The sequence below is a fragment of the Williamsia limnetica genome, assembly GCF_003217475.1.
In the GTDB taxonomy this organism is placed as follows: Bacteria; Actinomycetota; Actinomycetes; order Mycobacteriales; family Mycobacteriaceae; genus Williamsia; species Williamsia limnetica.
The window spans coordinates 98,192-124,697 of record NZ_QJSP01000016.1 but is presented as its reverse complement, the minus strand read 5'-3'; the positions used below and the strand labels follow the sequence as shown (position 1 = coordinate 124,697).

The window sequence follows — 26,506 nt, the reverse complement described above, 5'->3', positions numbered from 1 at the left end:
TGGTCTACCCGTGAGCAGCTGCGGATGGCGATCGTGATTTGGATCGAACGGACCTACCATCGCAAGCGCCGCCAACGCAGGCTCGGAAGACTCACCCCGATCGAGTTTGAGACAATCAACCAGACCGCAACCGCGGCCTGAACCGCTCACCCACCCGTCAACCGGAGTGGGGGCAGTCCCATCTGGTAGGTGCCAGCTCGAGCGATAGTGGCGAGGCTGATGACCATGATGACTGCCGCGCCGAACCACAGTTCGGTATCGCCGTTGTTGATGGTGCCGCCCAGTAGTGCCAGGGCGAGTGCTGCGATGCCGGTGATGAGCGCTCTGGTTCGGAGCTCGAGTACTCCGCTGCTGTTGTTGCGGTGTCGTTGGGTCAGTGTGTACGTCGACAGTGCCGCGATGACTAGGAAGATGCAGGCGGTGATGAGGAGGATGTTCGCTGCTGTGGCCATGGTGGGTGTTCCTGTCGGTGTCAGGGCTTTTGGGAGGGTGCGGTGATCTGCCGGCGCTTGGTGTAGGCGTAGCTGGCGGCTGCGCTGGACAGCGCGAACCCGATTGCGCCGATGAGCTGAATGATGGCTGCTGGTGCGAAGGCGATGGCCGCGATCGCTGCGAATCCGCCGACGACTGCCGGCCAGTGCGCGTAGTAGGCGAGGTCGTTGGTGCGCAGAAGCTATTTGGCTGGATCGAACGTCACGGTGTGGTCAGCGTCTGGGTCTGATGCATCGGCGGCGGCTTGCTCGGTCTGTGCCCACCATCGGTTTTTGCGGCGGGTGGCCAGCTCGACGAGCCCGAAGGTTGCGACCATCCCGAGAGCGGTGATGGTGCACAGGATCCATATCCAGGCGGTGTCGGTCATCGGTTGTCGCTACCGTGCTGCTGTGTGGGGCTGAGGAACCAGGCGTTGGCGCAGATGATCGCGAGCACCGCGGCGACTCCGATCATGGCCCAGGCTGGTCCTGCGGGCGTGAGGGGGTCTTTCGAGGTGAGGTGGGAGACCAGCCAGATTGACAGGGCGGCACCGGTGAAGCCTGCGGTCAGGATTGTCGCGGCTTCGAAGAGGAATGTGCGGCGCTCTGGGCCGCGTTCGATCAGTGCTGCTGCTGCGCAGCCAACTCCCGCGAGGATGGCCAGTGCGAGTGCTCCGTAGAACAGCACAGCAGGGATGGCGTCCGCGCCGGGGACACTCATTAACTCGGATGCTTCTATGACGGTGGTGGTTTGACTGGACGCCATCAGTCAGTCCTCCTGGTGGGTTGGTGAGCGTGTGTCCGGCGTTGCTTCATGTGGCAGGTGACGCCGATGCCGAGGGTTCCGACGCCGAGGGTTAGTGCGCCTGCCGCGACCGCGAGCATGACGAAATCGACGCTGTTGAGCTGGTTGTCGCCGACGTAGTCGTATCCAAGCTTCCAGTTGATGGCGGTAGCGGTACCGGAGACGATGAATGCCACCGAGGTGAGGACGCAGCAGGCCGTCGAGATCAGGGACTCGGTGCGGGTTCGCTGTTTGGTGAGTTGTTGCCGAGGCTGGGCACGCGGGAATCTCTGTGCTGGTAGGTCGGTTTCGGTGGTGTGACTGGACGCCATCAGTCAGTCCTTCCGGTGAGTTGGGGTGGGTGTTCTTTCTGTTCAGCTTTCTGGACGTTGGTAGACGGGTCTGCCGGGTTCGATTGCGGTGTTGGTGTCTACTGTTCAGGGTCGCCGTCGGGGAGGGGTTCTCGGACCTGGGTGACGCGGCCGAGCCATGAAACGATCTTGTCGATGGCTGTGGGTGACATTGTTTGGGCGAACCAGTCGACGGCTTCGAGGTCGCTGTCGCTGAGCTCTATGCCCATGCCGCGGAGTTCGCTTGTGAGCAGTGTTTGCATCCTGCGGGGTGTGGAGTAGTTCCCGTACGGACTTTCTTTGCTACTGGAGTAGGGGACTTTCCTGTCCCAAGTCTCAGACATCGGGTGTTCCTTTCGCGCGATCTCGTCCCACATCGAGCGTTGTTCGTTGCTGTCGCTGTCTGTCATCTGTGTCCCCCGACCTGCGTGTTGGTCCGATTGTTGCACTTGGCTGTGACACAGCCTCGTAAATGTTGGTTTTAGTCTACATTGATGTGGTTTATAGTCAACATATGGATGAGCGGTTGGTGCAGCTGGGGGAGCGAGTGAAGGCTGCGCGTGTGGCGGCGCGGGAGACTCAGGCGGAGGTGGCTTCGGCGATCGGTATTCATCGGACGCATCTGGTTCAGATCGAGGCCGGCCGGGAGAACATCACGATCGGCACGTTGTATGGCCTGGCAGACCATTTCGGCGTGTCCGCGGCACAACTCCTGCCCGACTGAATCGTCGTGACCGGACCTCTAGGGTGGTCGTCATGGCGTCGACGTGTGCTGACTATGCGTGGTTGAAGCAGGAGTGTGGGGGTTGGATCGAGACGGGGTACGCGTTTGCGCTGGTGCGCAACGTGGAGCCGGGGGAGTTGCTCGATCTGATCGGTGCCGGCGAGGAGCGGATCACGACCGTGGGCATCGAGGGTGAGGGTTCGGTGGCAGCGGACTGGGAGCACGGGCTTGCCGGTGCTGCTGGTGCTGCGATGGTCAGCGACGAGTGGTGCGCCCTGGCGCAGTGTCATAGCGAGTGGTTTTGCGTCGATCCCGCCACGATCGAACCGATCGCCGTGACCCATGACTGGGTGGCGCATGCTTCGAACATCAACGCCCTCTCGACATTTCAGTGGGGGGAGGGCGGATCCTTGAGAACCACCTTCGATCCTCTGATCTCGCATCCGCCGCTGAACTACACCTACGGCGGTCGCGAACCCGGAGCACTTCTGGATCTCGTAAGGGAGGTTGGTGGGATTCGCCTGGAGGACGGCCCGATTGAGGATTTCATAGCGGGGTGCTTCGCGCTCGCGGACCGGATCACTGGCGTGACGATCACGGCTGAGCAGCTTCGGACGATGGAGTTTATGACTGCGTCAACGGAACGCTTCCGGGGTTGAGGCTCGGCACTTCAGCTGCAGGCGCGTCTGCGTCCCGGCCGTCGAGGGGATAGGTAGTTAGGTAGACGGACGGCAAACCGAGTCCGCGCACTCACTCACGTGCGGTCTTTCCATCGCTCGTTTGCTGATTGTCGGGTCATGCCGGCGGCCGCGCCGATGTCGGCCCACGAGCGACCCAGTCGGCGGGCCTCGGCCACCGCGGCGTCGAGTCGCGCGTCGGCATTCCTGCGGGCCTCCGCTGCGGCCTGGATCTCGTCGTCGACGTCGATCGGGTCGAGATGCTCACGGCGCCACACCGCGTGGGCGGCCTCCGCGACCTCTGGCCGGTCGTCGGCGTGGACGTCGGTGTCGGGGGCGAACACGCGATGCCGCGCCAGGTCCTCAAGGGACGCTGAGGGCACCCGCGCCCACTGGACCGGATAGGTCCAGGTCAACACCTCGGAACTCGATCGGCTGGCGCAATCGCAGGACAACACCCAGCCGACAATCTCGGTCGACGGCCGCAAGCGGTCCTGGCCGCGCCGCCCGGGGTCGACGAGCTCGTAGTCCACGCCGTCGACCATGGTCGACCCGTGGCTCTCGGTCCCGTCCTCGAATACCGCCACCAAGGCCGCCTCGTGCAAGTGCGCGTCACTCTCATGCATCCAACCCATGCAGATAGGGTAGACCCATGATGTCTGGATAACCAGACATCGGCTTATCCAATGTCAGGTTTACCTGACATAATCTATATAAGCGGCGAAACCCATTGTCTTGCAGTTGGAGTCAGTTCGTTGTGCTGGCTTGGAATGCCTGGACGGTAGCGACAAAGTCGGCAGGCTTGTCGACCGAGATTGCTAGTTGTCGCGTGTATGTTCCAGCCATCTCGGGAGAGTCGTTGAACTCAATGGTCACGGTGCCCTCGCCGTGGCACAGTCTGCCCACGTTGGTATGCGGGTCTATAGCCAAGCCAGATCGGCCGGTGTTGTGCGTGGTTGCGACCCTGGCTCGGCTTACCTGATTAAGGGACAGCTGGTACTCGCCGAAGATGCTGTCCTGCAACACGATGAAGCGCTCATTCACTCTGTGGGGAAGGGCAGTGAGTGACGCGAGGATCCCCAGGATCCAGCACAGTGCGTACAAGTGAACTGCTGCCAGCGCCCACAGCCACCAGCTGTGGCCGAAGACGGCGAACACGACGCACTCGATGATGACCCCTTCGAGGACGAGCAGCCCGATGACCATGGCTAGCAGCGGGCGAAGGTCGCGGCCGTAGGAGAACTCACCGCGGACCGGCCGGCGATGACGCGGCCAGCGAGCTAACGCCCACCACGCTCTAGCTTCGATCACAATGGCCCGTGCGGCACGCCGGGGGAGCACAGACGTCAGCGCAGACTGAGCTGCTTCCCACCGGCTCCCGTCCCGTGCGCTCGAAGCGCTCCGATAGTGGTGCACGGCTGCCACAATCACGGTCAACCCGGCGATCGCCAAAGCCGCTTCCACGAGAACGAATACCCAGACCGCCTGCGAGAGGCTCAGCACTCCACCGGTGACCAACACAAGTTCAACAAGCAACACCGTGGGCGTCACCCAAGCGAGCGCCCTGCGCATCGGGACTGTCGCCACCATGCTGTTCCTCCCACCCCAGAGAAGCCTCAATCGCCAGTGTAACGGGCCCTTACCAGCGAGTTGTCAAGTTTACTTGACATAATATCTATTCTCAGCGCGTCTGCACACTCTCACGCAATTGGTAGCGCGGAAGATGCCGAGTTCAGCTGCTCAGCACACAGTTTGGTCACCAGTTCTGGCGCTACCCGGGAACCGGGTGCGACAGGGTCCGTGCCCAGCGATGGTCGTCATCCGCGTGGGAGGTCATGATGTGGCTGGGGTTCCGTGGGGCGATCTGGATCCGGAGACATGGCATGCAGCGTCGCCGGAGGTGGTCGATGAGCTGGCGGGCAAGGGTGTGGAGATTCCGCGCATCGGCTAAAGACCTACAGGGGGGATGCAGAAGGCCGGCCACACTCTCTGTGGCCGGCCATCAGCTTCAGCACTCGTAGGGGGATGCCGCATCGCGCCGAGTCTCAGACAACTTGAGCAGGGGCAGTTGCTCAAACACGAAACATTCCCACCATTTAGATCAGGTCGGCCAGAGTGGCGATGCTTGCCAATCCGGCCAAACGCCGAGCTGCGCGACGGGAACGCGCGCGATGTGATCGGGGTAGGAGCGAATCACCGCCGCGAGCATTCGCGACAGCGGTAGGCCGTGCTGGTGGCGGAGATGTTGGATAAGGGTGAGCTGTCCGAAGGTGCGGTTCATGTGTGGTGCGGCCTGGTCGAGTTCCGGAAAGGCTCCGAGGCGTGGGAGTTTGGGTACTAGTGCGTGGGTCCGGTTAAACAGGCGGCCATGGTGCGCGCAGGTGTTGCGGATGACGTTGAGCGATTTCATCCAGGCCCGAAGCTGTGGGGCGGTAAGCCCGAAGTTACCGGCGATTTCCGTCTGGGTTCGGTTGGGAGCGAAGTCGAAAAGGTAAGTCAGAGAACCCCAATCCAGAATTTCGACCGCGACCCAGACTGGAAGTGTGCCGCCGTAGCGATGAATGTGGTGGACTACGAACTCTTCGCGGGACCTACCCAGTTGTTTGTTGTAGTCGTCGACCCACCTTGAATACGACTCACCTCCAGCCCGGGAGCTGAGGACTCCGGGGGTGAGATGTGCACACTCGTGAAGCTCCCCGAGGGTGTGGCCGAGAGCGGCGCGAAGGGCCAGTTCGACTGGCGTCAACGCGTCGAACGTGGCTGTGCGCAGACGCGCATCAAAGTCGTAGAGGGCGATGACGTCTTCAAACTGCGCTCCAGGGGAGAAGTGGTCGGAACGTTGACCAGGCGCGATGATTCCGCGGAACGGGTACCAGTATCCGCTGAGCCGGTAGTAGTTGATGCGCTCAAGATGATAGATCGCAGCGGGTCGGTCACTAATTCCCATACCGCGCGCGACGAGAAGGTCCACCTGCTCGTCATAGGTCTTAAAGACCTTGATGGTCGCCGACACTGAACGGGATCCTCACACAAAAATGAAGACCGGCCCTGGACCTGCGAAGCAGGCGGAACCGGTCATAGTGATCTAAGGATAGCAGAACACCGCTCACGGGTCGAGCCCGTGCGCAGAGGAGTCAGCCCGTGCCGGAGCCGACACCGCTACCTCTACGAGCGCCTGGGCGACCACGACTTCCAGCACCTCATGAACTTCACGCCAATCGTGAGGTCACGTTCTGCAGTGTCCGGTTCGCCGCGTCGATCAGCCGCAGCCGCAGCGGAAGCTTTCTCTTGTTGCGTTCGACGACGATGCACCGCCATTCGGCCTGAGCCTTGGTAAGGGTTGGACGATGGTCTGCGGTTGCGGTTTCGGACTCGTAGCTGCAGTACTGCCCAGTCGTCGCGTCGGAATGCTCGAGGCGGTGAAGTGCAAGGAGATAACGCAGCGGTGCGGGGACACCGCGCCCGCCTGGATGTGCGACGAGACTTACGAACTGGGCGAGCAGTGCGGCGCTGACGCTAGCGGAGAGAGCGGCAACGTTTTGGCCAGCAGGCGCCTGTCTGCCGGTCTTGGCGATGTAGGTGGGATCGTCGAGTAGGCCCTGCATGTCGAGACTGAGTTCGCCGAGGTCAAGTTGTCCCAGACACACCATGCAGGGGTGCCCGGGTACGACAGTGTGGGCACGCCAGATACCGCCCCGTAGCCTGCCGTCGGCGAAGGTGTCGAGGGCGATGCCACCGTCAATCACGGGGATAAGATCGGCGTAGGCGATCTGGTTAAGAACCGCTCGCGGCCAGGGCCGATCGACGCAAGAGAAAATTAGGTCGTAGTCCAAGGCGGCTTGAAGCCCGGCGGGGTCGGTGACGTTCACTTCATGCACGACGGGATGAAAGTTCTCGCCGGTGGCTGCTGAGGTCATGAGACGCGCGGCGACTTCGACTTTCGCGCGACCCAGGGCGGCGTCGAGTCGCGTGGCGCCAATCATGCGATCCAAATTGACGAGCTCGACGGCATCGAAGTCCATTACGCCAACTTCCAGGAGCCCGGTAGCGGCCAGGCGTTGCGCGACGTCTAGGCCAACGCTGCCGGTGCCGACGATCAGAACGCGCAAGCGGGCGATCGATGCCTGAGCGGCGTCGCCCCACGCTGAGATGGTGCGCTGCTGTGATGAGGTTGGCCGGGGCGGCGGCCTCAGGGCGTCGTTCCAGGTCACAGTCAACTTGTCGGATACGCAGCGCACCGACTCAGCCCAGCTTGGGCGGATGTTGTCGAACCAGAACCGAGCTGACCACCCGGCGTCGCGGCCTGCGAGGGTCATGCCGAGCAGCGGCATCTTTGTGTAGGCGCGTGCGACACGTTCGTAGTCGGCCTCAGTGTCGTGGTCGATGATGCTTAGGCCTTGCCATCCGCGGCCACGAGGATGGGAGTGCAGCAGCACCAATCCTTCACCGCGCGTGCGGGCCTCGACTGCTGCACGCAGGACGTAGGCGCTGGTGAAAGAGGCGTTGCCGTGAACCAGCCGTTCTCCGTCCCGCGGCGGGATCACGGTCCGCACCACGGCTGTCGTGCGCCGTACGCCGGTGGACAACAGATACGTGGCGGCGAGTACGTCTTCTTGCCCATCGTCACGGACGAGGTGCTCGCGCATCATCGTATGTACCGCGCCTGTCATGGCGACCGAGTACTGCATGTCGGCGTCCTTCCTTGCAAGGCCCGGCTTGCTGTTCGGTGGGGTGGTCGGGTGCTGGCTATGCCGCGGGCGCAATGGCTAGCGACAGGAGGCCTCGAACGTGACTGAGCCAAGCCTTCGCCGGTGGGATCGAGGTGTCGGTGAAGGTGAATTCACGGGAATGCCGCCGCCATCCGGGTGGGCAGTCAGTGGTGTCGCTGTTAGTGGTCTCGAACACCACGGTCTCGGGAAGATGCACCCAGTGCGGCGGTGCCTGCGGCCAGGTCTGTACCTCGGCTAGGCTGACACCGGTCGCGACACACTGTCCGGCCAACGCGCCGCCGACGGCGAGGACGTCGAACAGTAGGCGTCCAGGCTCGGCGCGCACCGCCGCCCCGGCGGCGGTCATGTCATCAGCGAACCGGCGCGCAGGAGACCCAGGTAGCGGCAGGTCCGTCACGCGACAGGGCCGGCTTGCTTGGCGGTGACGAACTCGTCCCCGTCGTGGATGGTCACCACCTGATCTCCGCTGAAGGTTTCAGGATTGCCGGCAGCGTTGACTCGAGCCAGGTCGTACTTAGTCGGGTCAACTCCCGCCAGCCGCAGCAACGCGGCAGCGGTCTGGTCGTCGTCCCAACTGGTGTGGCGTTCGCCGTCAATGGTGAAGCGCACTTTCCGGCGGGTGCGGAACCGTCCGCCGTCGCGCAGGTTGACGATCTGCACGTCTTGGACGTGCGTCTCGATACCGTGCTCATCGACGATGAAGAGATCGAACTCTCTCGGGTCACGACCCGCGAGACGCACCAGGGATGCGGCGTCCTGGTCGTCGTCGGCGGTCTCGAACTCAACGTCGTTGATGGTGATGGTGATGGGCTCACGCCGGCGGGAGTGTTGCTCCCGCTGGTTGTTCTGAAGATCTGTCATCGCTGCTTCCTCCTGGAATCAAGTCGGCAAACCCCGTACGGACCTCGCCTCACTGACGAGACATGTCCGGCTGCTTCCGGCAGCCACCCAATGCTCAGCATCACAGTAACACACCTTTCATCACCTAATGGGTGATGACAAGACGACTAGATATCCGAGTCGCTGCTGCGGAACCCTGCTGGATGCCGGTAGGTTGAGTGATGACATTCAAGTCATCAGCCGATGGGTGATGGAGAACAGACACGTGGAACAGGACTATCTGGATGAGGGGTTGCGCCGCCTCGCCACTGATCCAGGGTTCCGGCCGGCCGGTTGGACTGACCGCGACATCCGGGATTTTTACCGCCTCATCCAGTGCGTACGTGCCGCCAACGTCGAAACCGACCTGCGGAACATGCGCTTGCTGCGTATCGAACCCCACAATTCCGGCGACCCCACCCGGGCCTGGGCAACGTTGAGTTCGGGCCGCGTTATTGACCTCACGTTCAGATACTCCGGAAATCACGCCGCCGTGGTCTTCGGAGTCGTGACAGTAGAGATGGAACCCCAGCGATGAGCAACACCGCACACAACGACTTGCTAGCAATCGATCAGACACCTGTCGGCGAACTCTTGGGCGCGGAGCTCGAGATTCGTGGATGGTCCCAAGCCGACTTCGCCGCCGTGATCGACCGCCCGACCCAATTCGTATCCGAGATCGTGACCGGAAAGAAAGAGATCACTCGAGAGTCGGCCGCTCAGATCGGCGCTGCTCTCAACCTCTCGCCGGAGTTCTGGCTGAGGCTGCAGGACCAGTACTTGTTGGCCCAACAAGCGAAGAACCGGACGACGCAGGCGAAACTCGACGATGTACGCCGCCGGGCGCGGCTTAACGCGCTTGCACCCATTCAACTTTTGCAGAAAAGAAAGATTCTCACCGGTTCGACTCTGGACGAGCTGGAAGCCGAGGTGATGAATCTGTTCGAGCTCAACTCAATTGATGCTCCGCCCGCGATCGCAGCAGCAGCTAAACGCGCGAACTCTGGCGAAGACATCACCATCCTGCAGCAAGCTTGGGTTGCCTGCGTTCGCAAACAGGCCAGGAAGCTACCTCCCCACAGTGATTATTCGACCGAAACGCTGGCCAAGCTTGCCGCATCCCTCCCACGGTCGGTGAGAACAGCTGAGGACTTCGCAACGCTGCCTGACCAATTGCGTGATGCCGGCGTCCGGCTGGTCTACGTCGAAGCGCTACCCGGCGCTAAAATCGACGGGTGCGCGATGTTTGTGGATGGCCACCCCGTCATCGGGTTATCTGGGCGCGGCAAGCGCCTCGACAAAGTTTTGTTCACGTTGCTCCATGAGATCGCGCATATTCTCCGGGGACACGTCGACAACGGCACTATCGTCGAGGATTTAGACGATAGTCACGCGCAGGAGTCAGTTCGCGAGAGGGAAGCCAATAACGGCGCCGGCACTTGGATCTTTCCGGACGGGTACCCATCGGTGCCATCGCGGGTCAATGCGACGTGGGTCGAACAGACTGCAACAAGACTCGGACTCGCGCGTATCGTGTTGATCGGCCAATTGCAGAAACGGGGACGCTTGGACTGGCGGACAACGCTGGCCAAGAATGCCCCCTCGGTCAGCGATGTCCTCCCACGCTGGGAATAGCAGGGCTTGGGGTTCAAATCGCCCAACTCGCCCGTGAACGCGATACCTACGTCGAATGTATGAACGACCACGCTGTTAGGGCGCGGGCCGGGACGACCGTCATGTTCGATGACTGCCGCACGCCACCCCATCACGCAATGTACCGAGGAGATCGTCTCTATAGAGACGGCCTTCGACAAACTCGGGGGCCGCTCCACGGCGATGGAGCTCGAAACAGTCGCGGTACGTTGCGGATCACGGATCTACGGGAGGGTCTGGTGATTTGGATCCAGCGCATCCGTCCAATTCGGTGGGATACGCCGGTGCAGGTCCTCGAGCACAGCACTGCGGGTGTCGTGGGGTGGCTGGTCGGCGAATGTTGTCGCCCAATCCGACTGCGGGGCGTTTCGTGTGCCGGCATTCCGGCTGGCGGTGATGAGCTGACGGTTACCGATTCAGCGGCAGTATCGGGTGAAGATCGATCGGGCGGGGTCGGTGCACTACTACGTCCTGAAGAAGGGCGGCGTCGACTACTTGGCCTTGCAGTACCGGTTCGAGTACTCCCACCAGCGGATCACCCATGGCAACGTCAACGGCATCGAGGACCAGCCGTGATGTTCTTCGCGTCGACTTTCGTCGGCCGCGAGACCGGCTTTGCGGGCACGGGTCTTCTCGGCGTCGGATCCAGTCACGGACATAATGTTACTAAGGTCCTACTGCGAATTAGGTTCTCTTACAGTACTTTCAACCTTCTACCTTACATAATCTATATTATCGGCGTAACTAGTTGTGGCACACAAGCTTTCGTCACCAGTGACGAAACGATATGCGAATCACGGACGCCTAGCCCAGGCTACGATCACTAGATTGGAGCCCCGTAGAACTGCTTCTTGTTGAATAGACGCCCGACGACTGCGCCCAGCCTTGGCGGCCGCCGCTGCCGGGCGGCGGGGTCTACGGTGGGACGTACGCCGAGCAATGTGCCGGTGGTAACAGTGATGAGACGCTATGCGCTTGACCGAGTACTTCGACACAATCTCTATCCAGACAGTCGGTGGGCGGCACACGATTGCGGTGGCTGCAGGAATGCTGATGGAACGCAATCAGTTCGAACGTGTTGATGCACTCGATACGTTGCGAGTGATGGCCGAGCAGGGTGGCTTCGACCTCGTCGACGCTGCGAGTGTAGTGATCAACACAAAGTTCTGACCTGCAATTTTGAGGTCACCGGGATCACTGTCACCTCCAAACGCTCGGTCGTTGACACCCTGGCCCCCACCAACGACGATGCCCGCACCTTCGACATGCTGCAAAAGCACTGCGGGCAGGGCCCGTGCCTTGAGGCTGTGTGGCAGCACCGCACCGTCCGGGCGCCCCTTGTGTTTTTGACGCCGCCCGCAGACACGACCACCATCTGTCCGCCCTGTCCTCCCGGGACGTCATGGGCCAGGCCAAGGGAATCAGGCACGACGTAGTGTTGATGTCATATCGCGCACCCCAGCTCGGTGGTGACGAAGGGCTCAAACAATGGGCACTGCCCGCGATGACGGCTACCGTCGTCTGGCCGACCTCGCGCACGAGATGAGCCAGCACCTGCCCGACACCACGGCAACCGCGTTTGACGACCTCATCGCCGGCGCCGTCACCCACATCCGCGCCGCCCAGTACGCTGGCGTCACCGTCGTCGCCACCGACGGCGCCGTCACGACTCCCGCCTCCACCGGCGATCACCCCCGAACGCTCGACGCGCTGCAGCAACAACACCGCCAAGGCCCCTGTTTTGATGCGGCCACCGACCACGACAGCTACTTCATCGCCGACCTGCACACCGAAACCCGCTGGCCCCGCTTCTGCTCCGACGCCCTTTCGTACACACCTATCCGCGCCATCGCGTCCTACCAACTGTTCAACACCCACAACAGCGTCGGAGCACTGAACCTCTACGCTGAGGACCCGAACGCGTTCAACCAGCACGACCGCGACCTGGGCTACATCTTCGCCGCCCACGCCGCCATCGTCTGGGCCGCGGTCGAGCGCGGCGAACAGTTCCGCAGCGCCCTGGCCTCCCGCGACATCATCGGCCAAGCCAAAGGCATGATCATGGAACGCTACAACCTCGGCCCCATCCAAGCCTTCGAACTCCTGCGCCGACTATCGCAAGAGACCAACACCCGCATCGCCGACCTCGCCCAGCGACTTGTCAACAACGAGCACCCCGACAGCCTCTGACAGAGATTCTGACCGAGTGCACCGACTGCATCGACCTGGCCGCAGGTCGTTGGGTGCTTGCGGCGGTTGCGGAGATAGTAGAGTCGGACACGCGCAGCAATTTGCTGCGTTAGGACCGGCGGAAGGCTGTGGTCGCACAGAGGACGCCGCGACGGGCCTGTTCGCCTGGGCGTGCGCCCGCCGCACCTGGGTGATCAGAGCCGTGGTCGATGCTCCGTCGCCTGCGGGCGGGCAGAGAGATGGTGACAACCCTGATGACCACCGAGCAGCGCGGTACCCAGACGCATTTGATGCTCGCTGACCTGGCGCGCGCGATGCACGCGAAAACTCGCCTGGGAACCGACGCCGTACTAGCCGAGATCACCGCCTCCGCATTACGGATCGTCGACGGAGCCGTCTCCGCGGGCATCACCGTCACCAAAAAACGCAGAATCATCGACACCCTGGCCCCCACCGACGACGACGCCCGCCACTTCGATCTGCTGCAGCAACAGTGCGGACAAGGCCCATGCCTAGATGCTGCCTGGCAGCACCGCACCGTCCGCGTCCACGACCTCGTCGCCGACAACCGCTGGCCCGACCTGGCCGACGCAGTCCGAGGGCACTCACCCATCCGGTCTTCAGTGTCGTACGAGCTGTTCACCCACGTCGAAGGAATGGGCGCGTTAAACGTCTACGCCAACCACCCCGACGCCATCACCGACGAAGCGGTCGAAAAAGGCTACGCGCTGGCCGCGCACGCCGCGCTGGTCTTCGATGCCGCCCGCAAACACGACGACTTCCACAGCGCCCTGGCCTCCCGCGACATCATCGGCCAAGCCAAAGGAATGATCATGGAACGGTTCAACATCGACGCCACCGCCGCATTCGAACTGCTGGTCAAACTATCGCAGGACTCCAACGTCACAGTCGCCCAGATCTCACGCCAGCTCGCCGACACCAAACCCGAGGACACCTGACACACCTGACACACTCGCAGCGGCGCCACCACAACCGTCACGACGCAAAGCAACCACCGCCTCCCGCCCACCACAGCCTTACGTAATATTTATTCTCGGCGTACTACGTTGTGGCGCAGGGGATTTGGGACTGTCTGAATAACGGTGGATCCGGTCCTTGATTCAACACGCCGAGCTGAGCTTGGCGGGAAGGATCGACGATGACCGAAACACTTGATCCCATGGTAGAGACTGAGGTGGATCAGAAGCAGTTGGCCGAGCAGCTCCTGGCTCAGGCCAAGGAGCAGGGCGTGGAGTTGATGGGCCCGAACGGACTCCTCAATCAACTCACCAAGAACGTTCTAGAGACCGCGTTAGACGCGGAGATGACCGAGCACTTGGGCTACGAGAAACATGATGCTGCCGGCCGCGGCAGCGGCAACTCCCGGAACGGTACACGGTCCAAAACCGTACTTACCGAGATCGGGCCGGTGGAGATTGAAGTGCCACGTGACGTCGACTCTTCGTTCGACCCGCAGATCGTTAAGAAGCGTCAGCGACGCTTGACGGGTATTGATGAGATCGTATTGTCCTTGACTGCAAAGGGTTTGACGACCGGCGAGATATCCGCGCACTTTCAGGACATCTACGGAGCGTCGGTGTCGAAGGACACGATCTCACGCATCACCGACAAGGTCGTCGGGGAAATGACGGAGTGGCAGAACCGGCCACTTGATCGGGTGTATCCGGTGATATTCATCGATGCGGTGCACGTGAAGGTGCGCGATGGGCAGGTCACAAACCGGCCGATGTATGTGGCGATCGGGGTCACCGTTAATGGCGAACGCGACATCCTGGGGATCTGGGCCGGCGAGGGCGGTGAGGGCGCCAAGTTCTGGCTTTCGGTCCTGACCGAGATCAAGAACCGTGGTGTGGCGGACGTCTGCATCGTGGTGTGCGACGGACTCAAAGGATTGCCTGAGGCGATCAACACCGCCTGGGAACTCGCCGTGGTGCAGACGTGCATTATTCATCTGATACGCAACACCTTTCGGTTCGCATCACGGAAGTATTGGGATGCGATGGCACGTGATCTCAAACCTGTCTACACCGCTCCGTCGGAGTCTGCGGCCAGGGAACGATTTGCAGAGTTCACGCAGAAGTGGGGTCAGCAGTATCCAGCGATCATCAAGATGTGGGACAACGCGTGGAGTGAGTTCGTTCCGTTCCTGGACTACGACGTCGAGATTAGGCGGGTGATCTGCTCGACGAACGCGATCGAGTCTGTCAACGCTCGCTACAGGCGCGCGGTACGGGCGCGTGGGCACTTCCCGACCGAACAGGCGGCGCTCAAATGCTTGTATCTGGCCACGCGTGCTCTGGACCCGACAGGGAAAGGTAAGGCACGATGGGCAATGAGGTGGAAGCCCGCGCTCAATGCGTTTGCGATCACCTTCGAAGGACGCATCACCCCGAACGGTAACTAACCGACATCAAGGTCGGATCCACCGTTAATCGGACACTCCCGGGGATTTACAAATCCTTGCGGGTTTGCATGTCGTTGTCAGGGCGATAGGGGCAATGCTGCGTTGTGTTCGGCGAGCAGTGGGGTCAGTAGCGCGCGGCCTTGGGGGGTGTCGAGTTCGACGGTCCAGGTGGCGGCAAGTGCCTGATGATCGTCGGCGGTGGGGGTGGCGAGCATCCAGGCGGTCTGGTTGTCGTTATGGCGTGGTCGGTACTGCAGTCCCGCGAGATGGGGGTGGGCAGTGAGGATGGCAGCGGCCCAGCGCCGTGTGGTGAGGTAGCCCGATGGGTCGCTGTGGGTGAGCCAGGATCCAGCGTTGATGCGAGCGGAGCCTGTGCCGGTGAGGTCGGCGACGTGTAAGTCTGTGAGAATCTCTAGCTCGGTCAGTGATCGACCGGCTATTTGACTGTGAGGCAGTAGCCGTGGGGTTTGGTCGACAGGCAGGTTTCGGCACAGTGTCTCGGCCACAGCTGCGTTGGGTGTGTCGCCGAGGTAGAGGTAGGCGTAACTACCGTCGAGGCTGTCGAATCTTCCGCCGCGGCGTGGGCTGGGTTGAACGGTGGGATTGGGTGTGTTCGGACGGCGAGTCGTCGAATGAATACGCCAGAGCCTGGTCCCGGTTGTGATGGTTGTGGTTCGGGGGGCAGGCAGGGCTGCGGGCGGATCGGGCAGCGTCGACATATGCCTAGTCGGCGAGGAGGTCGTGGGCCATATCGCGCAGATCGTCGTCGCGGCGACCGTCGACGGCCAGCTCCGCGGGAGAGCGTGGGTCATCGCTGAAGTCGGTACGGTTCAGCCACCACGATGCCACCCCCCACGGATCGTTCTTGGCATCGAGGAGCTTGTTCACTTCAGCGACGATCGGTCGAACCCGGGAGGACGCGGCGTCGAACTGGAACTCGGGGTACAGCCGGCGCTGTCCCACGGGCAGCGCAACCACCACGCCGGCAGCGAGCAGTCGACTCGCCGTGTTGCGACTGGTGGCCGCTTTACCCAGAACCCGGCTCACCGACGCAGAGTCGAGCATCGGATGGTCCTCGAGCAGCGGGGCGGTGGCCTCCCCGACGATACGGGCACGTGTAGCCGAGGCAGTCACGTCTGCCAGCCGCTGAGCCAGCGAACGTTCCAGACCCGGGCCCATCGCCAGAAGGGCACTGACTTGATCGCGCACCGACCGCAGACTGTGACGAGTCGCCAACTCGTGACTCAGAACGCCTAACAGAGCATCATCAGAGAGGGCACTGATGGATTCCTCTACCGCACGCGTGTCGATCGTCATGGGCCTACCTCCTACGTGCCACCAGAGTACCGCGTACCGACTGTGTCGGCACGTTGTGTCGCTGCCCCACGTCAGAACCTGGCTGCGGACCCGCACGACCGCGGGTTGGCGCAGCATCCCACAGCAGTGGGCGGACTACGCGGCTCTATTCTCGGCGCTGGGGTCGGATCGGAATCACGGCGCGCACAGCGTGACGGCGGGTTCAGTTCTGTTGGGTGTAGGCCTCGATGATGTCGGTGGGGATGCGGCCGCGGCTGCTGAGTTCGTAACCCTGCTCTTGGGCCCAGGCGCGGACGGTTTTGGTGTCGGCGGGAGCGTTCGAGTCGCTGGCAGCGATGCTGCTGTTGCCGGTTTTCTTGTGTCCGGGGCTGCGTTTGCGGCCGCCGACGCGGCGGGATTTGGCCAGCAGTGTTGATATGGGCACTCGGCCGGTTTCGATGCGGTCGAGGTTTGTTGTGCTGGTGTCGAATTCGTAGTCGACACCGAGCCAGGACCAGCTGACGGTGTTGATGTCGTCCACGTCGAGAGCTTTGCCGTCGAGGTCGTCGGTGAACTCGAGCCGGGTCACGGTTGCCACGAAAAGCACGTCCTTCACGATCGCAGTGGTGGGTTGCTGTGTGCCGGTGACGATAGCTCAGACCTTCGGACCTGGTGGTCAGGCGGCGACGGTGTCGAAATAGCCGTCATAGTTCGTGTCGTAGTCGGTGACATCGCTCCAGCCGTCGTAGTCGACATCGGTCATCACGGTGTCGACGATCCCGTCGAAGTTGGTGTCGTACTCCTCAACGTCGGCCCACCCGTCGCCGTTGGTGTCGGTCAAGACGGTGTCGATTTAGCCGTCGCCGAGGCTGAGTTCGACCTCCGGTTCGCTCCAACGCTCAACGAGTACCAAAGCGGTACATAAGAAAAAGGCCGTGCGGAGCCAACGTGCGCCCACCGACGTCTAACCCGCATGGACGACGAGCTACCCGAAATCGCACGCCAGGCGACCGCGACCGGCCTCCACCTGGTCCGCTGGGATCAGGAACTGCAGGACGATCAGGAGCCGCCCGACCGCACCACGTGATCAAAGCCGTCGAGGTACCTCTTCGGATACCACGTCGCGGCGCGCGCAAAGCGAGCATCTAGACCTCGAACACACGAACAACAGCTACCCCATCATGGCGCCAGAGAGCCCAGATTCGTCGAGAAATGCTGAAGCAGCTGCCCAGCGACACTCGCCCGACACTGCATCACCGAAGATTATCGAGGTGCCAGTCGAGTGCGGCTTCCCAGAGATCGATCTCGTAGGCACTGAACAGGTGCAGGGTGTCTTCGGTGAGGATATAGCCGACGTCTCTGCTGGCGAGGACTTTGGCCTTGATGACCGGGTCATCAACCCCGGCGGCAAGTCGGTCGAGCATAGCGTCGAAGGCATCCGCCGACAGCGGGGTCGGCACGGGCGCATCGGGTCGACCAGGAGCGGATCATTCGGTCCAGGTTCGCGGCCGAAGCGCTCCACGAAATCTCGCCGCAGTGCGGCGAAAACATCGGCCATCTCCGAGGCCTGTGGATGCTCCGGCGACATCGCCAAGGTGACATCGCCCGATGTTGGGTCAACAGCTCGCTGGACATAGTGCGGATCGCCGTGGCGCTCGAGGACCAGCCGCGCGTGTTCTTCGCGTCGACGTTCCTCGGCGGCGAGCCGTGCTTTGCGGGCACGATTCTTGTCGGCGCGGGATCTACTCACGGACATAATGTTACCAAGCGAGAACTACGAATAGTGCCCTCTTGCAGGACTTTCGAGCTTCTACCTTACATAAGGTATCTTATCGTCGTGACTACTTGTGCCACAACACGTTTCGTCACCAGTGACGAAACGCACCGCGCTCTTCGTCTGCGCGCGGTAGTCCCGGTACGTCACACCGTCCAGGCTGACAATGACTTCGGGGTTTCTGTCGAACGGTGTCGCCGGTCGACTACGGCCCGACGACCGCGTGTTCGAGGCGATGTTCGACTGCTGCTCGGTAGAACCATGTTGTAGTTAACTATTGACGGTGCGTTCGACGGTGTCTGGTGTCAACTATCCGTGCGCTGCCAAGCAGAAACCGGGCCCCAGACATGATGGTCCTTGACGACCCGGCCGGGCCAGGGCGTGGAAGCGTTTCGCCCGATCCGCGACGAGATTAAGACCCGCGTCGAGGCGCTGATCGCCGAATTGACGTCCCAGCCCGCCGCCTCGGGCGGGTGCTGAATCAGAGATCAGTCCGGGGTCACTGTCAGCGCGCGTTGCGCGGAGCGTGCAGCGAGGAAGTCGTCGACGAGTTGCTGGCGTTCAGCCGGGCCGATCGGCGGGAGTGCGGTGAGTCGGGTGAAGACGATGGGTCCGACGAGTTGGGTCAGGGCGAGATTGGTGTCGAAGCGACCGAGCTCCTGCTGGGCTCCGGGGCTGCCCAGGATCCGGTCGAACGGTTCGCGGTATTGGTTGACCACCCGTGCGCGAAGGGAACTGACCGGGTTCCGGTCTTCTTCGGGATGCGATGTCGCCCCGGCCGTGCTGGGTTGGGCGGACCCGAGGGCCAGCCACCCGAGCATCGTCAGTTGGGCGGGGGCTTCCTCGATGAGCTTGGCCTGACGGTCCAGCAGTTCGATCAACTGTTCACGGATCGTTCCGGACGCCGGCGGCGCGGTGACCGGGGGCAGCAGACGCTCGAACGCCGCGGCCAGGAGCTGGGTGCTGTCGGTGAAGTGCCGGTAGAGGGTGGTCCGCGCGACCTTGGACGCCTTGGTGACCGCGTCGATCGTGACGGCCTCGATACCGCCGGTCGAGAGCAGGGATGTCGCCGCGTCGAGCAGTCGTGCGCGTGAGCGTGCCTTCCGGGGATCCACGAGCCGGTCCTCGTCGTCGTCGGTGTTCTGGTTGATCAACTCTTCGCCCACCTCGTAATTGTGCCCTCGGATCAGTCGCAGGCACTATCCCCGCACCCCGCATTGTGCTACTCATAGTAGTGGAACGCTACCAACTGTAGCGTTAAGTGGAGGTGGCTGCATGACCGCCGATGGTCGAGTGCTGCTGTCGCGGGCTCAGAAGTGGACGTTGGTGGTCTCGTGCCTGTCGGTGGCCCTGGTGGTCGCCTCAATGGCGGCCCTGTACACCGCGCTTCCGAACATTGCGGTGGCCACCGGGGCGACGCAAACCCAGCTCACCTGGGTGGTCGACGGGTACACGCTGGTGTTGGCGTGTCTGGTGTTGCCCGCCGGGGCCCTGGGTGACCGCTACGGCCGGCGGGCGGTGCTGATCGTGGGGTTGGCGCTGTTTTCTCTGGCCTCGGCGGTGCCACTGTTGGTATCGACACCGTGGTGGTTGATCGCGGCGCGGGCGGCGGCCGGGGTGGGGGCGGCGTTCATGATGCCGTCCACGCTGTCGATCCTGACTGCGGGATTCCCCGAGCAGCAGCGGGGGCGTGCGGTCGGGATCTGGGCGGGGGTCGCCGGGTCCGGGGGCCTGCTGGGGATTCTCGGGTCGGGGCTGCTGCTCGACTACTGGTCGTGGCAGTCGATCTTCGTCGGCCTGACCGCGGTGGGGGTGTTTCTGCTGTTGTGTGCCTTCACCATTCCCGAATCCCGCCAGGAAAATCCGCCGCTGATGGATGTGATCGGATCGGTCGCGGTGGTGTTCGCGGTCGGACTAGTGGTGCTCGCCATCATCGAAGCCCCAGTACGCGGCTGGTCGGATCCCGTGGTGGTCGCCGGGTTCGGGCTGGGGGTGGTGGCCACAGTGGTGTTCGTGGCGTGGGAGTTGCGGGCGGATCATCCGCTGCTCGATGTGCGGTTCTTCGCCCGTCGGGGGTTCGGGAGCGGATCGTTCTCCATCACCATCCAGTTCCTGGTGACGTTCGGTGTCTTCCTAGTCCTCGTCCAATACCTGCAGTTGATCTTTGGATACAGCCCGTTGGGTTCAGCGCTGGCCTTGGCGCCGATGATGGTGCCGTTGGTGCTCTTGTCGGCGGTCGCACCGTGGATGACGACCCGGCTGGGGTTGCGGTTGATGACGGTGACCGGTCTGCTCGCCATCGCCGCGGGGTTCTACTTCATCAGCCGGCTCGATTTGGACTCCACCTACGTCGACGTGATGTGGCCGACGCTGATCTTGAGCGCGGGTCTGGGCCTGACCGCGGCGCCGGCGACGGCGGCTATTGTCGCGGACACCGCGGTCGAAAAGCACGGGGTCGCCGCGGCAGTCAACGACGCCACCCGCGAGATCGGCGCGGCGATCGGCATCGCGGTCGCCGGCAGTGTCCTGGCCGCCGGGTACAGCCACAACATCGCCCCGGCGATCGCGCGGCTCCCACCGGAGGCGCGGGGCCCGGTCGCCGACTCACTCGCCGGTGCCCTCGAGGTCGCCGATCGGGCGGGACCGGCCGGCAAGCAACTCGCCGACTTCGCCAAGTCCGCGTTCCTGCACGGCGTCGAGCAGTCCGCGATCGTCCTCGCACTCATCGCGGCGGCGGGTGCCGCGATTCTGCTGGTCTGGGCACCCGGCCGCGCTTCCCCGGACGCAGGCGCATCGAGGAGCCCGGCTGAACCGGCCCAGCGCAGTCGATCCCGCGCCCGCGGCTAGCCAGCACCGTTGAGAAGGAACGCCCATGACCCAGCTACCGCTGCCGCCGCACTCGCCGACCTGCATGGGGTGCGGGCCAGACAATCCCGCCGGCCTGCAACTGGTGGTGTTCCGCTCCGGCGACGAGGTCTACACCGATGTGACGTTCGACGAACGCCACATCGGTGCGCCCGGCCTCGCGCACGGCGGGGCAGTAGCCGCCGCCTGCGACGACCTGTTCGGCTTCGGCCTCTGGATCGCCCGCACCCCGGCAGTGACCCGGAGCCTCACCGTCGACTACCTCGCCCCCGTCCCGCTGCACCGGCCCCTGCGCATCAGCGCCCACGTCCGGGAGATCGACGGCCGCAAACTGCACCTTAAGGCGACCGCCACCGCCGACGACGGCACCGCATTGTTCACCGCCCAGGCGGTGTTCATCGCCGTGTCGATCGAGCACTTCGCCCAACATGGCGCCCCCGGCGCCGTCCAGGACCTACTCGACCGCCTCACCTCCGCGCTCGACCACGACGGGCCGGACAGACCGTCACCGCACCCGCCGGACCGCTGACACGACCGAAAGAAGATGCATCGGTAATGCGGCACACCACCAGTGCCCGTCCTCACCCCGGGCGGCCACACCCACCAGAAGCCCACAATGCGGCCCGGCCAGTTCCGGTGCTGTTACGCACGAAGTGGGGTCTACCACTGCTGACCGTGGGCTCGAGCGTGGGCGGGGCCGTCGTCGTCGCGCTGCTGATCGTTCTAGGCGGCGCACCGCACCGATTCGGCGCCCAGCTCGGAACGCTTCTGCAGATCCTGGCGGTCTACGTGGTCGTGGCTCTGCTCACCGCAGTTCGCGGCGTCCTCGCCCTGCGTCGACGCAGCCTCGGGTGGCTGGACACCTCCTCTGCGCCGACACCCGACCACGCCCGCCACACCCTGCGATTGCCCACCGAGTCCACCGTCCTCATCGGATCTCTGTGGGCCGGGGGCATCCTCGCGATGTCCGGCTCGGCCTTCGCGCTCCTGCCCGTCTGGGAGGCCCTCGGCGGAACCCTACTCATGACATTGGGCGGACTTGCCACCGTCGGATACAACTACCTCTTCGTCGAACGTGCACTCCGTCCAGTGATGGCCACGATCCTGGCCGTCGACACCCCACACGCGCCACCACGAACGTCAGTCATCTCCCGGCTCATCCTGACCTGGGCGCTAACCTCCGCGCTGCCATTGGCCGCGGCCATCGCGCTCCTGCACTATCCAGATGCGGCACCGCCCGACCGCATCCGCGCCGCGACCTACCTCGCCGCCCTCGGACTCGTATCCGGAGCCCTCGCGGAAACACTGCTGGCCCGCGCCGTCGCACAACCGATCCACCAGATGCGCGGTGCACTCCGCCGCATCGGGCAAGGCCGGCTCGACGTGCGCGTGCCCGTCAACGACAGCAGCGAAATCGGGGTACTGCAATCCACCGTGAACGACATGGTCCGCGGACTCCAGGAGCAGGACCGATTGCGCGACCTGTTCGGACGGCACGTCGGAAGAGACGTCGCGCAACGCGCACTCGACCGAGGAGCCGACCTGACCGGCGAAATCCGGGAGATAACAGCACTGTTCGTCGACGTAACCAATTCGACGGCACTCGCCCACCAGATCTCACCGCAAGAATTCGTCGACAAGCTCAACCGCCTCCTCGCAGAAGTGATCGCGGCAACCGAGAGCCACCACGGGCTGGTCAACAAATTCGAGGGAGACGCCGCACTCTGCATCTTCGGGGCGCCCGTCGCCCGAGCCGATGCCGCTGACTCCGCACTCCACGCCGCACGGCAGATCCGCGACCGCGTCCTGGCTCATGGGGAACTCGACATCGGGATCGGACTCGCCACCGGCCCCGTCTTCGCCGGAAACCTCGGCACCGACCAGCGCCTGGAATACACCGTCATAGGCGACGCGGTAAACGAAGCATCACGCCTCACCGAACTCGCCAAACACGCGCGGGGACGGATCCTCGCCAGCGACGCCGTCATCAGAGCCGCCAGCGAACCCGAACGCGAATACTGGACACCACACGGCGACTGCTCCCTCAGAGGACGAACCCTGCCGACACAAACCTGGGAAAGCATCCCACCCGGGAACTGACCGCAATCCCCCGCAACCTGCATCGAGACCGACAGCGCATGGAATTCTTGGTCGGGAAGTCGAAGCAAACCTTGGCGCCGGGTTTCCCGTCACCACGGTCGCCAACCACAGCGCGACGCCTTCAGCACCCGAACCTACGACGGTTCGATTTCCCCGGTATATGACTATGACGATGGGGACGATCAAGCCGGATTGAGCCCCATTGAGCACAGGGTCCAACTCGTCGAGCGCAGTGCAAATCGACCACGTAGTCGCGTTGTCGGATGCCTGGCAGAAGGGCGCCCAGCAGCTCTCCCCCACTCAGCGTCCGATTTCGCGAACGATCCCCGCAACCTGCAGGCCACCGACGGCCCAATCAACCAGCAAATGGGCGCCGGGGATGCGGCGACCTGGCTGCCGCCGAGTGATGCCTACCGCTGCACCTACGTCTCCCCCAGGTCGAGGTCAAAGCCACCTACCAATTGTGGGTCACCCAGGCTGAAAAAACGCCATCACCAGAGTCCTCGCTGGCTGTGGGGCCACCTCGGCGACTATCAATGTCGGCCGCGGCCAGGCAGCGAATGCTCCTCGCCCGCCAACCTCGACCCCGCTGCCCTCCCCCACACCAGACCCTGTCGCGCCGGCAGAGGTAGCCCCGGAGGACCCTGCTGATCCTCCGTCGGTGTCGTACGCGAACTGCGCCGCAGTCCGGGCGGCTGGGGCTCCCGATCTATGCCGGCCAACCCGGGTACAGCAGCAAACTCGATCGCGACGGTGACGGCGTGGCCTGCGAGACCTGACCCTCACCGACAGGCCCACACCGTGCCGGTCACTGACAGACGGAAAGCCGCGACTCTGCTAGAGGGTCGCGGCTTTCGTTGTCTAAGTTGGCTAATCGGCGAGTTTGGCGACTGCCTGGGCCCACAGGAAGTACTTGTTGGTGCCCAGATCGCGCACGGTCTTGATGTTGAACGCGTCCTTGAGGTGCTGGGCATCGCCCGGGCTCACACCTTGGAGCGCCTCGACGGGGGCGCCAGCGAGCTCACTGATCGGCTTTTCCTCGTATGCCTTGTCGAACTTGTCGGCAATTCCACCCATTGAAAATAACCTCCTGTGCTCGGCTCGGTGTACCGGGTTCGGCACACTGCCACCATCGGAGGAGCGTTCGACGACCAGATCGCAGTCATCAACCCCTGATTACACTCCTATGGCGTCGTGCCCAGCACTGATTCTAGGGCAAGGCACCCGGCGTGTTTGCGGGTGTCGCGCCAGCACCTGTACTTGTCGTTGCGCCTCACCTGTTGACTGGCATCGTGGCCGGACCGCAGTACGTGTGCCATTACTGCTGGCGGGGCGTCCTGAACGGGTGCCGCCTGTTCCGAATCCGATGCTCGCCACCCTGGGCGAAGCCCCATCTGGGACTGGCTGGGCGCTTAAGTGGGACGGGGCGCGCGCCCTGGTCGAAAGTGATTCCGCGAGAACGTACGTGTGGAGTCGACACCGCAACAACTTTTCCTCACACTTTTGCATACAACGCCGAACGGGCATACCCCATTCGCTCACCCACTCCGCTCAACCCGAAATTGGACCCATGTTCGCCGATTTCAAGCTCAGCGGCATCAATGACAGCTTCCCGCCGAACCGCCCGGTCCACCCTGGGCCCAGGCGGGCGGCCGCGTTTACTTCCAGGCACTTCACCCCCACTGACAATATTGCGTCGCCACCCCTCCCTTGAACCACACTAGCCCTCGGCTGACGCGCCGCCGTAGCGCTGCTCGATTTTGTCGGCCTTGGGCGGGTGAACGTTCACCCTGGAAAGGTCGCCGTTGTAGTGGCTGAGCACGCGGGGATCCATCACCTTGCGCCACAGCGGGGGGAAGAACGCCAGAACCACCATCATTGCGTAGCCCGCGGGAAGTTGAGGGGCCTCGCTGCAGCTACGAAGGGCCTGGTACCGCCTTGCGGCGCGCGCGTGGTGATCGGAGTGCCGCTGCAGGTTGAGCAAAACGACGTTGCTGACAAGGTGGTCACCATTCCAACTGTGCTCAGGGCGCACCTTTCCCAATCTTCCTTCGGCAGTGGGTATTCGAAGCAATCCGTAGTGCTCGATGTAGTTCACCGCTTCGAGTACAAGCATGCCGATGACCGCCTGCAGCGCGAAATAGGGCAGCATCGCCCACCCGAAGGCTGCGACGATGACGACGACAATCGCAACACTCACCGACCAGGACTGGAGAATTGTGTTGCGCCAGTTCCAGAATCGGTGGCCCTGACGATGTAGACGAGCGGTTTCGAGCTCGATACCCGAGACGAGTCCTCCGTACAGCGCGCGGGGATAGAACGCGAACAAAGACTCGCCAAATCGCGCGCTCGCCGGATCTGCAGGGGTTGCGACCTTCACGTGGTGGCCGACGTTGTGTTCGACGTAGAAGTGCCCGTACACCGACTGCGCCAACGCGATCTTGGCCAGGCCCTGCTCCAGTTTCTCGCGTTTGTGGCCCAACTCGTGAGCGGCGTTGATACCGATTGCGGCACTCATGCCCACTGTGATCGAAAGGCCAACGCGCTCACCCCTGGTCATGTCCGCGAAGGCCAGGCACCAGAACCCGAAGAACAGGCCCGCGTACTGAAGCGGGACGAAGATGTAGGTGCACCACCGGTAGTACCGGTCCGCCGACAACGTCCGCACCGCATCATCCGGCGGTCCGGCACGGTCGGGCCCCCGGATCAGGTCGAGCAGTGGGACGACCACGAGGAGCAGGTAACCACCGAAACCCCAGAGCAACCCCGACACACTGTTCGCCAGCAGGCACGCGATGAACGGCCCGGCAGGCACGAGTAGACACAGCGGCCACAGGTGACGTTTGGGGTCCTTCCAAGTCCGAGTATCCGACATACCCCGGTCCTCGACTTCAGCTCTGGGCTTGGTGTGGTGCATCAGCACAGCCACCTCGTCCGCAATCTTCACGCGTCTTCACACTTACGGATCCCTTCCGCGGAACTGCATACCCCAAAACCCGGTTGTTCGACGTCAGGACTGGTTCACCCGCAATGGCCGCTTTCAGTCCGTCTCGCCGTTCACCAAATGCAATTCTCCACTAATCGTCTGTTGCGCAATTTAAACACAGCATCTCCGATACGGGAGTGGCAGATTAACGGTGGATCTGGGCCTTGGTGTCGGTTAGTTTTGCTGCAGGGTGATCCACCGTTAATCCGACACTCCCGGGTTCCTATGTGTTTGTCAAGTGAAAGTGAAAGCCTTCCTGGGGCCAGGCGATGAAGCACTAGCTTCGTGGAATCAAACTGCGCGACCCAGCGATCGGACCCCAGGCGTTCGACTCTCTACTCAAGGCCGAGTGTGTCCGCCAATACATCGATGCGCCCGAAAGATGAATGGCCCGGGGTCGATGACGTTTAAGATCGCTGTGCACAAATACATCTGGTGTCTCAACCATTGCGCCTACACGGCGAGATCGGACACATCAACCGTCGAATACGAGACCGCCTACTGGTCGAAACCGAGATAGCCGACTACCATAAAATCCAGCTCTAGCAGAAGCCGGAAACCAACCAATCGAGCCTCCAAAAATGGGCGATTCCCGACTCTGGA

The 26,506-nt window shown here is 62.9% G+C and carries 31 protein-coding genes and 3 pseudogenes; 15 read left to right on the top strand and 19 right to left on the bottom strand.

Going from position 1 to position 26,506, the window contains the following annotated elements; translation table 11 throughout:
- Nucleotides 1-141 (top strand): annotated as a pseudogene (locus DFR67_RS31255) (IS3 family transposase); the annotation flags it as partial.
- Nucleotides 142-146: 5 nt separating this feature from the next.
- Here DFR67_RS31255 and DFR67_RS23725 read toward each other — a convergent pair.
- From DFR67_RS23725 to DFR67_RS23705, 5 genes are all read right to left on the bottom strand, one after another.
- A complete protein-coding gene (locus DFR67_RS23725; protein WP_110471947.1) occupies nucleotides 147-452 on the bottom strand; it encodes a hypothetical protein in 306 nt (101 codons plus the stop codon).
- Nucleotides 453-673: 221 nt separating this feature from the next.
- Nucleotides 674-859, bottom strand: coding sequence for a hypothetical protein (locus DFR67_RS23720; RefSeq protein ID WP_110471946.1), 186 nt, complete (start codon nucleotides 857-859; stop codon nucleotides 674-676).
- On the bottom strand, nucleotides 856-1,236 hold the full coding sequence (locus tag DFR67_RS23715; protein ID WP_146240523.1) for a hypothetical protein: 381 nt from the start codon (nucleotides 1,234-1,236) through the stop codon (nucleotides 856-858). Before DFR67_RS23715 ends, DFR67_RS23720 begins: the two co-directional genes overlap by 4 nt.
- On the bottom strand, nucleotides 1,236-1,586 hold the full coding sequence (locus DFR67_RS23710) for a hypothetical protein (protein ID WP_110471944.1): 351 nt from the start codon (nucleotides 1,584-1,586) through the stop codon (nucleotides 1,236-1,238). Before DFR67_RS23710 ends, DFR67_RS23715 begins: the two co-directional genes overlap by 1 nt.
- A gap of 98 nt (nucleotides 1,587-1,684) precedes the next feature.
- Nucleotides 1,685-2,014, bottom strand: coding sequence for a hypothetical protein (locus DFR67_RS23705; protein ID WP_110471943.1), 330 nt, complete (start codon nucleotides 2,012-2,014; stop codon nucleotides 1,685-1,687).
- A 104-nt stretch (nucleotides 2,015-2,118) separates the two neighbouring features.
- On the opposite strand from DFR67_RS23705, the gene DFR67_RS23700 reads away from it, so the two are divergent.
- Nucleotides 2,119-2,328, top strand: a complete 210-nt coding sequence (locus tag DFR67_RS23700; RefSeq protein WP_110471942.1) for a helix-turn-helix domain-containing protein — start codon at nucleotides 2,119-2,121, stop codon at nucleotides 2,326-2,328.
- A gap of 32 nt (nucleotides 2,329-2,360) precedes the next feature.
- Nucleotides 2,361-2,987, top strand: a complete 627-nt coding sequence (locus DFR67_RS23695; RefSeq protein ID WP_146240522.1) for a DUF6461 domain-containing protein — start codon at nucleotides 2,361-2,363, stop codon at nucleotides 2,985-2,987.
- A gap of 95 nt (nucleotides 2,988-3,082) precedes the next feature.
- Here the strand turns inward: DFR67_RS23695 and DFR67_RS30975 are convergent, their stop codons facing one another.
- The 6 genes from DFR67_RS30975 to DFR67_RS23665 form a co-directional block, all read right to left on the bottom strand.
- The gene (locus tag DFR67_RS30975; protein ID WP_211325146.1) at nucleotides 3,083-3,640 is read right to left on the bottom strand and encodes a hypothetical protein; all 558 of its coding nucleotides are present in this window, start codon (nucleotides 3,638-3,640) and stop codon (nucleotides 3,083-3,085) included.
- 112 nt (nucleotides 3,641-3,752) lie between these two features.
- Nucleotides 3,753-4,595 carry a hypothetical protein gene (locus DFR67_RS23685; protein ID WP_110471940.1) on the bottom strand — a complete coding sequence of 281 codons (843 nt, stop codon included), beginning with the start codon at nucleotides 4,593-4,595 and terminating at the stop codon, nucleotides 3,753-3,755.
- 511 nt (nucleotides 4,596-5,106) lie between these two features.
- Nucleotides 5,107-6,018 (bottom strand): Abi family protein, encoded by a 912-nt coding sequence (locus tag DFR67_RS23680; RefSeq protein WP_245938114.1) that lies wholly within the window; start codon nucleotides 6,016-6,018, stop codon nucleotides 5,107-5,109.
- A gap of 196 nt (nucleotides 6,019-6,214) precedes the next feature.
- Nucleotides 6,215-7,693 carry a ThiF family adenylyltransferase gene (locus DFR67_RS23675; protein ID WP_110471939.1) on the bottom strand — a complete coding sequence of 493 codons (1,479 nt, stop codon included), beginning with the start codon at nucleotides 7,691-7,693 and terminating at the stop codon, nucleotides 6,215-6,217.
- A gap of 58 nt (nucleotides 7,694-7,751) precedes the next feature.
- Nucleotides 7,752-8,081: a hypothetical protein gene (locus DFR67_RS23670; RefSeq protein ID WP_110471938.1), complete on the bottom strand. Its 330-nt coding sequence runs from the start codon at nucleotides 8,079-8,081 to the stop codon at nucleotides 7,752-7,754.
- 47 nt (nucleotides 8,082-8,128) lie between these two features.
- Nucleotides 8,129-8,596, bottom strand: coding sequence for a hypothetical protein (locus DFR67_RS23665; protein WP_110471937.1), 468 nt, complete (start codon nucleotides 8,594-8,596; stop codon nucleotides 8,129-8,131).
- 127 nt (nucleotides 8,597-8,723) lie between these two features.
- Here DFR67_RS23665 and DFR67_RS23660 point away from each other — a divergent pair, with 127 nt between their 5' ends.
- The 7 genes from DFR67_RS23660 (at nucleotide 8,724) to DFR67_RS23635 (ending at nucleotide 14,882) form a co-directional block, all read left to right on the top strand.
- Nucleotides 8,724-9,152, top strand: a complete 429-nt coding sequence (locus tag DFR67_RS23660; protein WP_110471936.1) for a hypothetical protein — start codon at nucleotides 8,724-8,726, stop codon at nucleotides 9,150-9,152.
- Complete coding sequence (locus tag DFR67_RS31250) at nucleotides 9,149-10,249, top strand: XRE family transcriptional regulator (protein ID WP_110471935.1); 1,101 nt, start codon at nucleotides 9,149-9,151, stop codon at nucleotides 10,247-10,249. The genes DFR67_RS23660 and DFR67_RS31250 overlap by 4 nt, the downstream gene beginning before the upstream one ends.
- A gap of 450 nt (nucleotides 10,250-10,699) precedes the next feature.
- The gene (locus DFR67_RS30635; protein WP_158540023.1) at nucleotides 10,700-10,843 is read left to right on the top strand and encodes a hypothetical protein; all 144 of its coding nucleotides are present in this window, start codon (nucleotides 10,700-10,702) and stop codon (nucleotides 10,841-10,843) included.
- Between the two features lie 393 nt (nucleotides 10,844-11,236).
- The gene (locus tag DFR67_RS23650; protein WP_110471934.1) at nucleotides 11,237-11,437 is read left to right on the top strand and encodes a hypothetical protein; all 201 of its coding nucleotides are present in this window, start codon (nucleotides 11,237-11,239) and stop codon (nucleotides 11,435-11,437) included.
- Nucleotides 11,438-11,755: 318 nt separating this feature from the next.
- Nucleotides 11,756-12,457, top strand: coding sequence for a GAF and ANTAR domain-containing protein (locus DFR67_RS23645; RefSeq protein ID WP_110471933.1), 702 nt, complete (start codon nucleotides 11,756-11,758; stop codon nucleotides 12,455-12,457).
- A gap of 254 nt (nucleotides 12,458-12,711) precedes the next feature.
- Entirely contained in the window at nucleotides 12,712-13,416 is a 705-nt protein-coding gene (locus DFR67_RS23640; protein WP_245938113.1) for a GAF and ANTAR domain-containing protein, read from the top strand.
- A 200-nt stretch (nucleotides 13,417-13,616) separates the two neighbouring features.
- A complete protein-coding gene (locus DFR67_RS23635) occupies nucleotides 13,617-14,882 on the top strand; it encodes an IS256 family transposase (protein ID WP_110471932.1) in 1,266 nt (421 codons plus the stop codon).
- A gap of 77 nt (nucleotides 14,883-14,959) precedes the next feature.
- Here the strand turns inward: DFR67_RS23635 and DFR67_RS23630 are convergent, their stop codons facing one another.
- From DFR67_RS23630 to DFR67_RS23615, 5 genes are all read right to left on the bottom strand, one after another.
- Nucleotides 14,960-15,601, bottom strand: coding sequence for an RES family NAD+ phosphorylase (locus DFR67_RS23630; RefSeq protein ID WP_110471931.1), 642 nt, complete (start codon nucleotides 15,599-15,601; stop codon nucleotides 14,960-14,962).
- Nucleotides 15,602-15,605: 4 nt separating this feature from the next.
- The gene (locus DFR67_RS23625; RefSeq protein ID WP_110471930.1) at nucleotides 15,606-16,199 is read right to left on the bottom strand and encodes a hypothetical protein; all 594 of its coding nucleotides are present in this window, start codon (nucleotides 16,197-16,199) and stop codon (nucleotides 15,606-15,608) included.
- Between the two features lie 202 nt (nucleotides 16,200-16,401).
- Nucleotides 16,402-16,776, bottom strand: coding sequence for a histone-like nucleoid-structuring protein Lsr2 (locus DFR67_RS23620; RefSeq protein WP_110471956.1), 375 nt, complete (start codon nucleotides 16,774-16,776; stop codon nucleotides 16,402-16,404).
- A 78-nt stretch (nucleotides 16,777-16,854) separates the two neighbouring features.
- The gene (locus DFR67_RS30630) at nucleotides 16,855-17,019 is read right to left on the bottom strand and encodes a hypothetical protein (RefSeq protein WP_158540022.1); all 165 of its coding nucleotides are present in this window, start codon (nucleotides 17,017-17,019) and stop codon (nucleotides 16,855-16,857) included.
- A gap of 412 nt (nucleotides 17,020-17,431) precedes the next feature.
- Nucleotides 17,432-17,638: a hypothetical protein gene (locus DFR67_RS23615; protein WP_110471929.1), complete on the bottom strand. Its 207-nt coding sequence runs from the start codon at nucleotides 17,636-17,638 to the stop codon at nucleotides 17,432-17,434.
- Nucleotides 17,639-18,305: 667 nt separating this feature from the next.
- On the opposite strand from DFR67_RS23615, the pseudogene DFR67_RS31245 reads away from it, so the two are divergent.
- Nucleotides 18,306-18,432 (top strand): annotated as a pseudogene (locus tag DFR67_RS31245) (heat-shock protein HtpX); the annotation flags it as partial.
- 8 nt (nucleotides 18,433-18,440) lie between these two features.
- Here DFR67_RS31245 and DFR67_RS23605 read toward each other — a convergent pair.
- A complete protein-coding gene (locus DFR67_RS23605; protein WP_425451327.1) occupies nucleotides 18,441-19,118 on the bottom strand; it encodes a TetR/AcrR family transcriptional regulator in 678 nt (225 codons plus the stop codon).
- A gap of 109 nt (nucleotides 19,119-19,227) precedes the next feature.
- Here DFR67_RS23605 and DFR67_RS23600 point away from each other — a divergent pair, with 109 nt between their 5' ends.
- The 4 genes and pseudogenes from DFR67_RS23600 to DFR67_RS31240 form a co-directional block, all read left to right on the top strand.
- Nucleotides 19,228-20,799, top strand: coding sequence for an MFS transporter (locus DFR67_RS23600; RefSeq protein WP_110471928.1), 1,572 nt, complete (start codon nucleotides 19,228-19,230; stop codon nucleotides 20,797-20,799).
- A gap of 25 nt (nucleotides 20,800-20,824) precedes the next feature.
- A complete protein-coding gene (locus DFR67_RS23595; RefSeq protein ID WP_110471927.1) occupies nucleotides 20,825-21,346 on the top strand; it encodes a PaaI family thioesterase in 522 nt (173 codons plus the stop codon).
- Nucleotides 21,347-21,492: 146 nt separating this feature from the next.
- Complete coding sequence (locus DFR67_RS23590; protein ID WP_245938112.1) at nucleotides 21,493-22,917, top strand: adenylate/guanylate cyclase domain-containing protein; 1,425 nt, start codon at nucleotides 21,493-21,495, stop codon at nucleotides 22,915-22,917.
- 211 nt (nucleotides 22,918-23,128) lie between these two features.
- Nucleotides 23,129-23,696, top strand: a pseudogene (locus DFR67_RS31240) (GmrSD restriction endonuclease domain-containing protein); the annotation flags it as partial.
- Between the two features lie 91 nt (nucleotides 23,697-23,787).
- On the opposite strand, the gene DFR67_RS23575 reads toward DFR67_RS31240, so the two are convergent.
- Complete coding sequence (locus DFR67_RS23575; RefSeq protein ID WP_110471925.1) at nucleotides 23,788-23,994, bottom strand: hypothetical protein; 207 nt, start codon at nucleotides 23,992-23,994, stop codon at nucleotides 23,788-23,790.
- A gap of 643 nt (nucleotides 23,995-24,637) precedes the next feature.
- Nucleotides 24,638-25,834, bottom strand: coding sequence for an alkane 1-monooxygenase (locus tag DFR67_RS23565; protein WP_425451329.1), 1,197 nt, complete (start codon nucleotides 25,832-25,834; stop codon nucleotides 24,638-24,640).
- Nucleotides 25,835-26,506: the final 672 nt, after the last annotated feature.

Coding starts and splice junctions, on each gene's coding strand:
- DFR67_RS23715 (WP_146240523.1), bottom strand. CDS start 1,236: ATGGCGTCCAGTCAAACCACCACCGTCATAGAAGCATCCGAGTTAATG.
- DFR67_RS23600 (WP_110471928.1), top strand. CDS start 19,228: ATGACCGCCGATGGTCGAGTGCTGCTGTCGCGGGCTCAGAAGTGGACG.
- DFR67_RS30975 (WP_211325146.1), bottom strand. CDS start 3,640: ATGGGTTGGATGCATGAGAGTGACGCGCACTTGCACGAGGCGGCCTTG.
- DFR67_RS23675 (WP_110471939.1), bottom strand. CDS start 7,693: ATGCAGTACTCGGTCGCCATGACAGGCGCGGTACATACGATGATGCGC.
- DFR67_RS23630 (WP_110471931.1), bottom strand. CDS start 15,601: ATGTCGACGCTGCCCGATCCGCCCGCAGCCCTGCCTGCCCCCCGAACC.
- DFR67_RS23635 (WP_110471932.1), top strand. CDS start 13,617: ATGACCGAAACACTTGATCCCATGGTAGAGACTGAGGTGGATCAGAAG.
- DFR67_RS23725 (WP_110471947.1), bottom strand. CDS start 452: ATGGCCACAGCAGCGAACATCCTCCTCATCACCGCCTGCATCTTCCTA.
- DFR67_RS23660 (WP_110471936.1), top strand. CDS start 8,724: ATGGGTGATGACAAGACGACTAGATATCCGAGTCGCTGCTGCGGAACC.
- DFR67_RS23565 (WP_425451329.1), bottom strand. CDS start 25,834: ATGCACCACACCAAGCCCAGAGCTGAAGTCGAGGACCGGGGTATGTCG.
- DFR67_RS23685 (WP_110471940.1), bottom strand. CDS start 4,595: ATGGTGGCGACAGTCCCGATGCGCAGGGCGCTCGCTTGGGTGACGCCC.
- DFR67_RS23625 (WP_110471930.1), bottom strand. CDS start 16,199: ATGACGATCGACACGCGTGCGGTAGAGGAATCCATCAGTGCCCTCTCT.
- DFR67_RS23640 (WP_245938113.1), top strand. CDS start 12,712: ATGACCACCGAGCAGCGCGGTACCCAGACGCATTTGATGCTCGCTGAC.
- DFR67_RS23700 (WP_110471942.1), top strand. CDS start 2,119: ATGGATGAGCGGTTGGTGCAGCTGGGGGAGCGAGTGAAGGCTGCGCGT.
- DFR67_RS23575 (WP_110471925.1), bottom strand. CDS start 23,994: ATGGGTGGAATTGCCGACAAGTTCGACAAGGCATACGAGGAAAAGCCG.
- DFR67_RS23665 (WP_110471937.1), bottom strand. CDS start 8,596: ATGACAGATCTTCAGAACAACCAGCGGGAGCAACACTCCCGCCGGCGT.
- DFR67_RS23650 (WP_110471934.1), top strand. CDS start 11,237: ATGCGCTTGACCGAGTACTTCGACACAATCTCTATCCAGACAGTCGGT.
- DFR67_RS23720 (WP_110471946.1), bottom strand. CDS start 859: ATGACCGACACCGCCTGGATATGGATCCTGTGCACCATCACCGCTCTC.
- DFR67_RS23695 (WP_146240522.1), top strand. CDS start 2,361: ATGGCGTCGACGTGTGCTGACTATGCGTGGTTGAAGCAGGAGTGTGGG.
- DFR67_RS23645 (WP_110471933.1), top strand. CDS start 11,756: ATGGGCACTGCCCGCGATGACGGCTACCGTCGTCTGGCCGACCTCGCG.
- DFR67_RS23670 (WP_110471938.1), bottom strand. CDS start 8,081: ATGACCGCCGCCGGGGCGGCGGTGCGCGCCGAGCCTGGACGCCTACTG.
- DFR67_RS23595 (WP_110471927.1), top strand. CDS start 20,825: ATGACCCAGCTACCGCTGCCGCCGCACTCGCCGACCTGCATGGGGTGC.
- DFR67_RS23710 (WP_110471944.1), bottom strand. CDS start 1,586: ATGGCGTCCAGTCACACCACCGAAACCGACCTACCAGCACAGAGATTC.
- DFR67_RS23705 (WP_110471943.1), bottom strand. CDS start 2,014: ATGACAGACAGCGACAGCAACGAACAACGCTCGATGTGGGACGAGATC.
- DFR67_RS31250 (WP_110471935.1), top strand. CDS start 9,149: ATGAGCAACACCGCACACAACGACTTGCTAGCAATCGATCAGACACCT.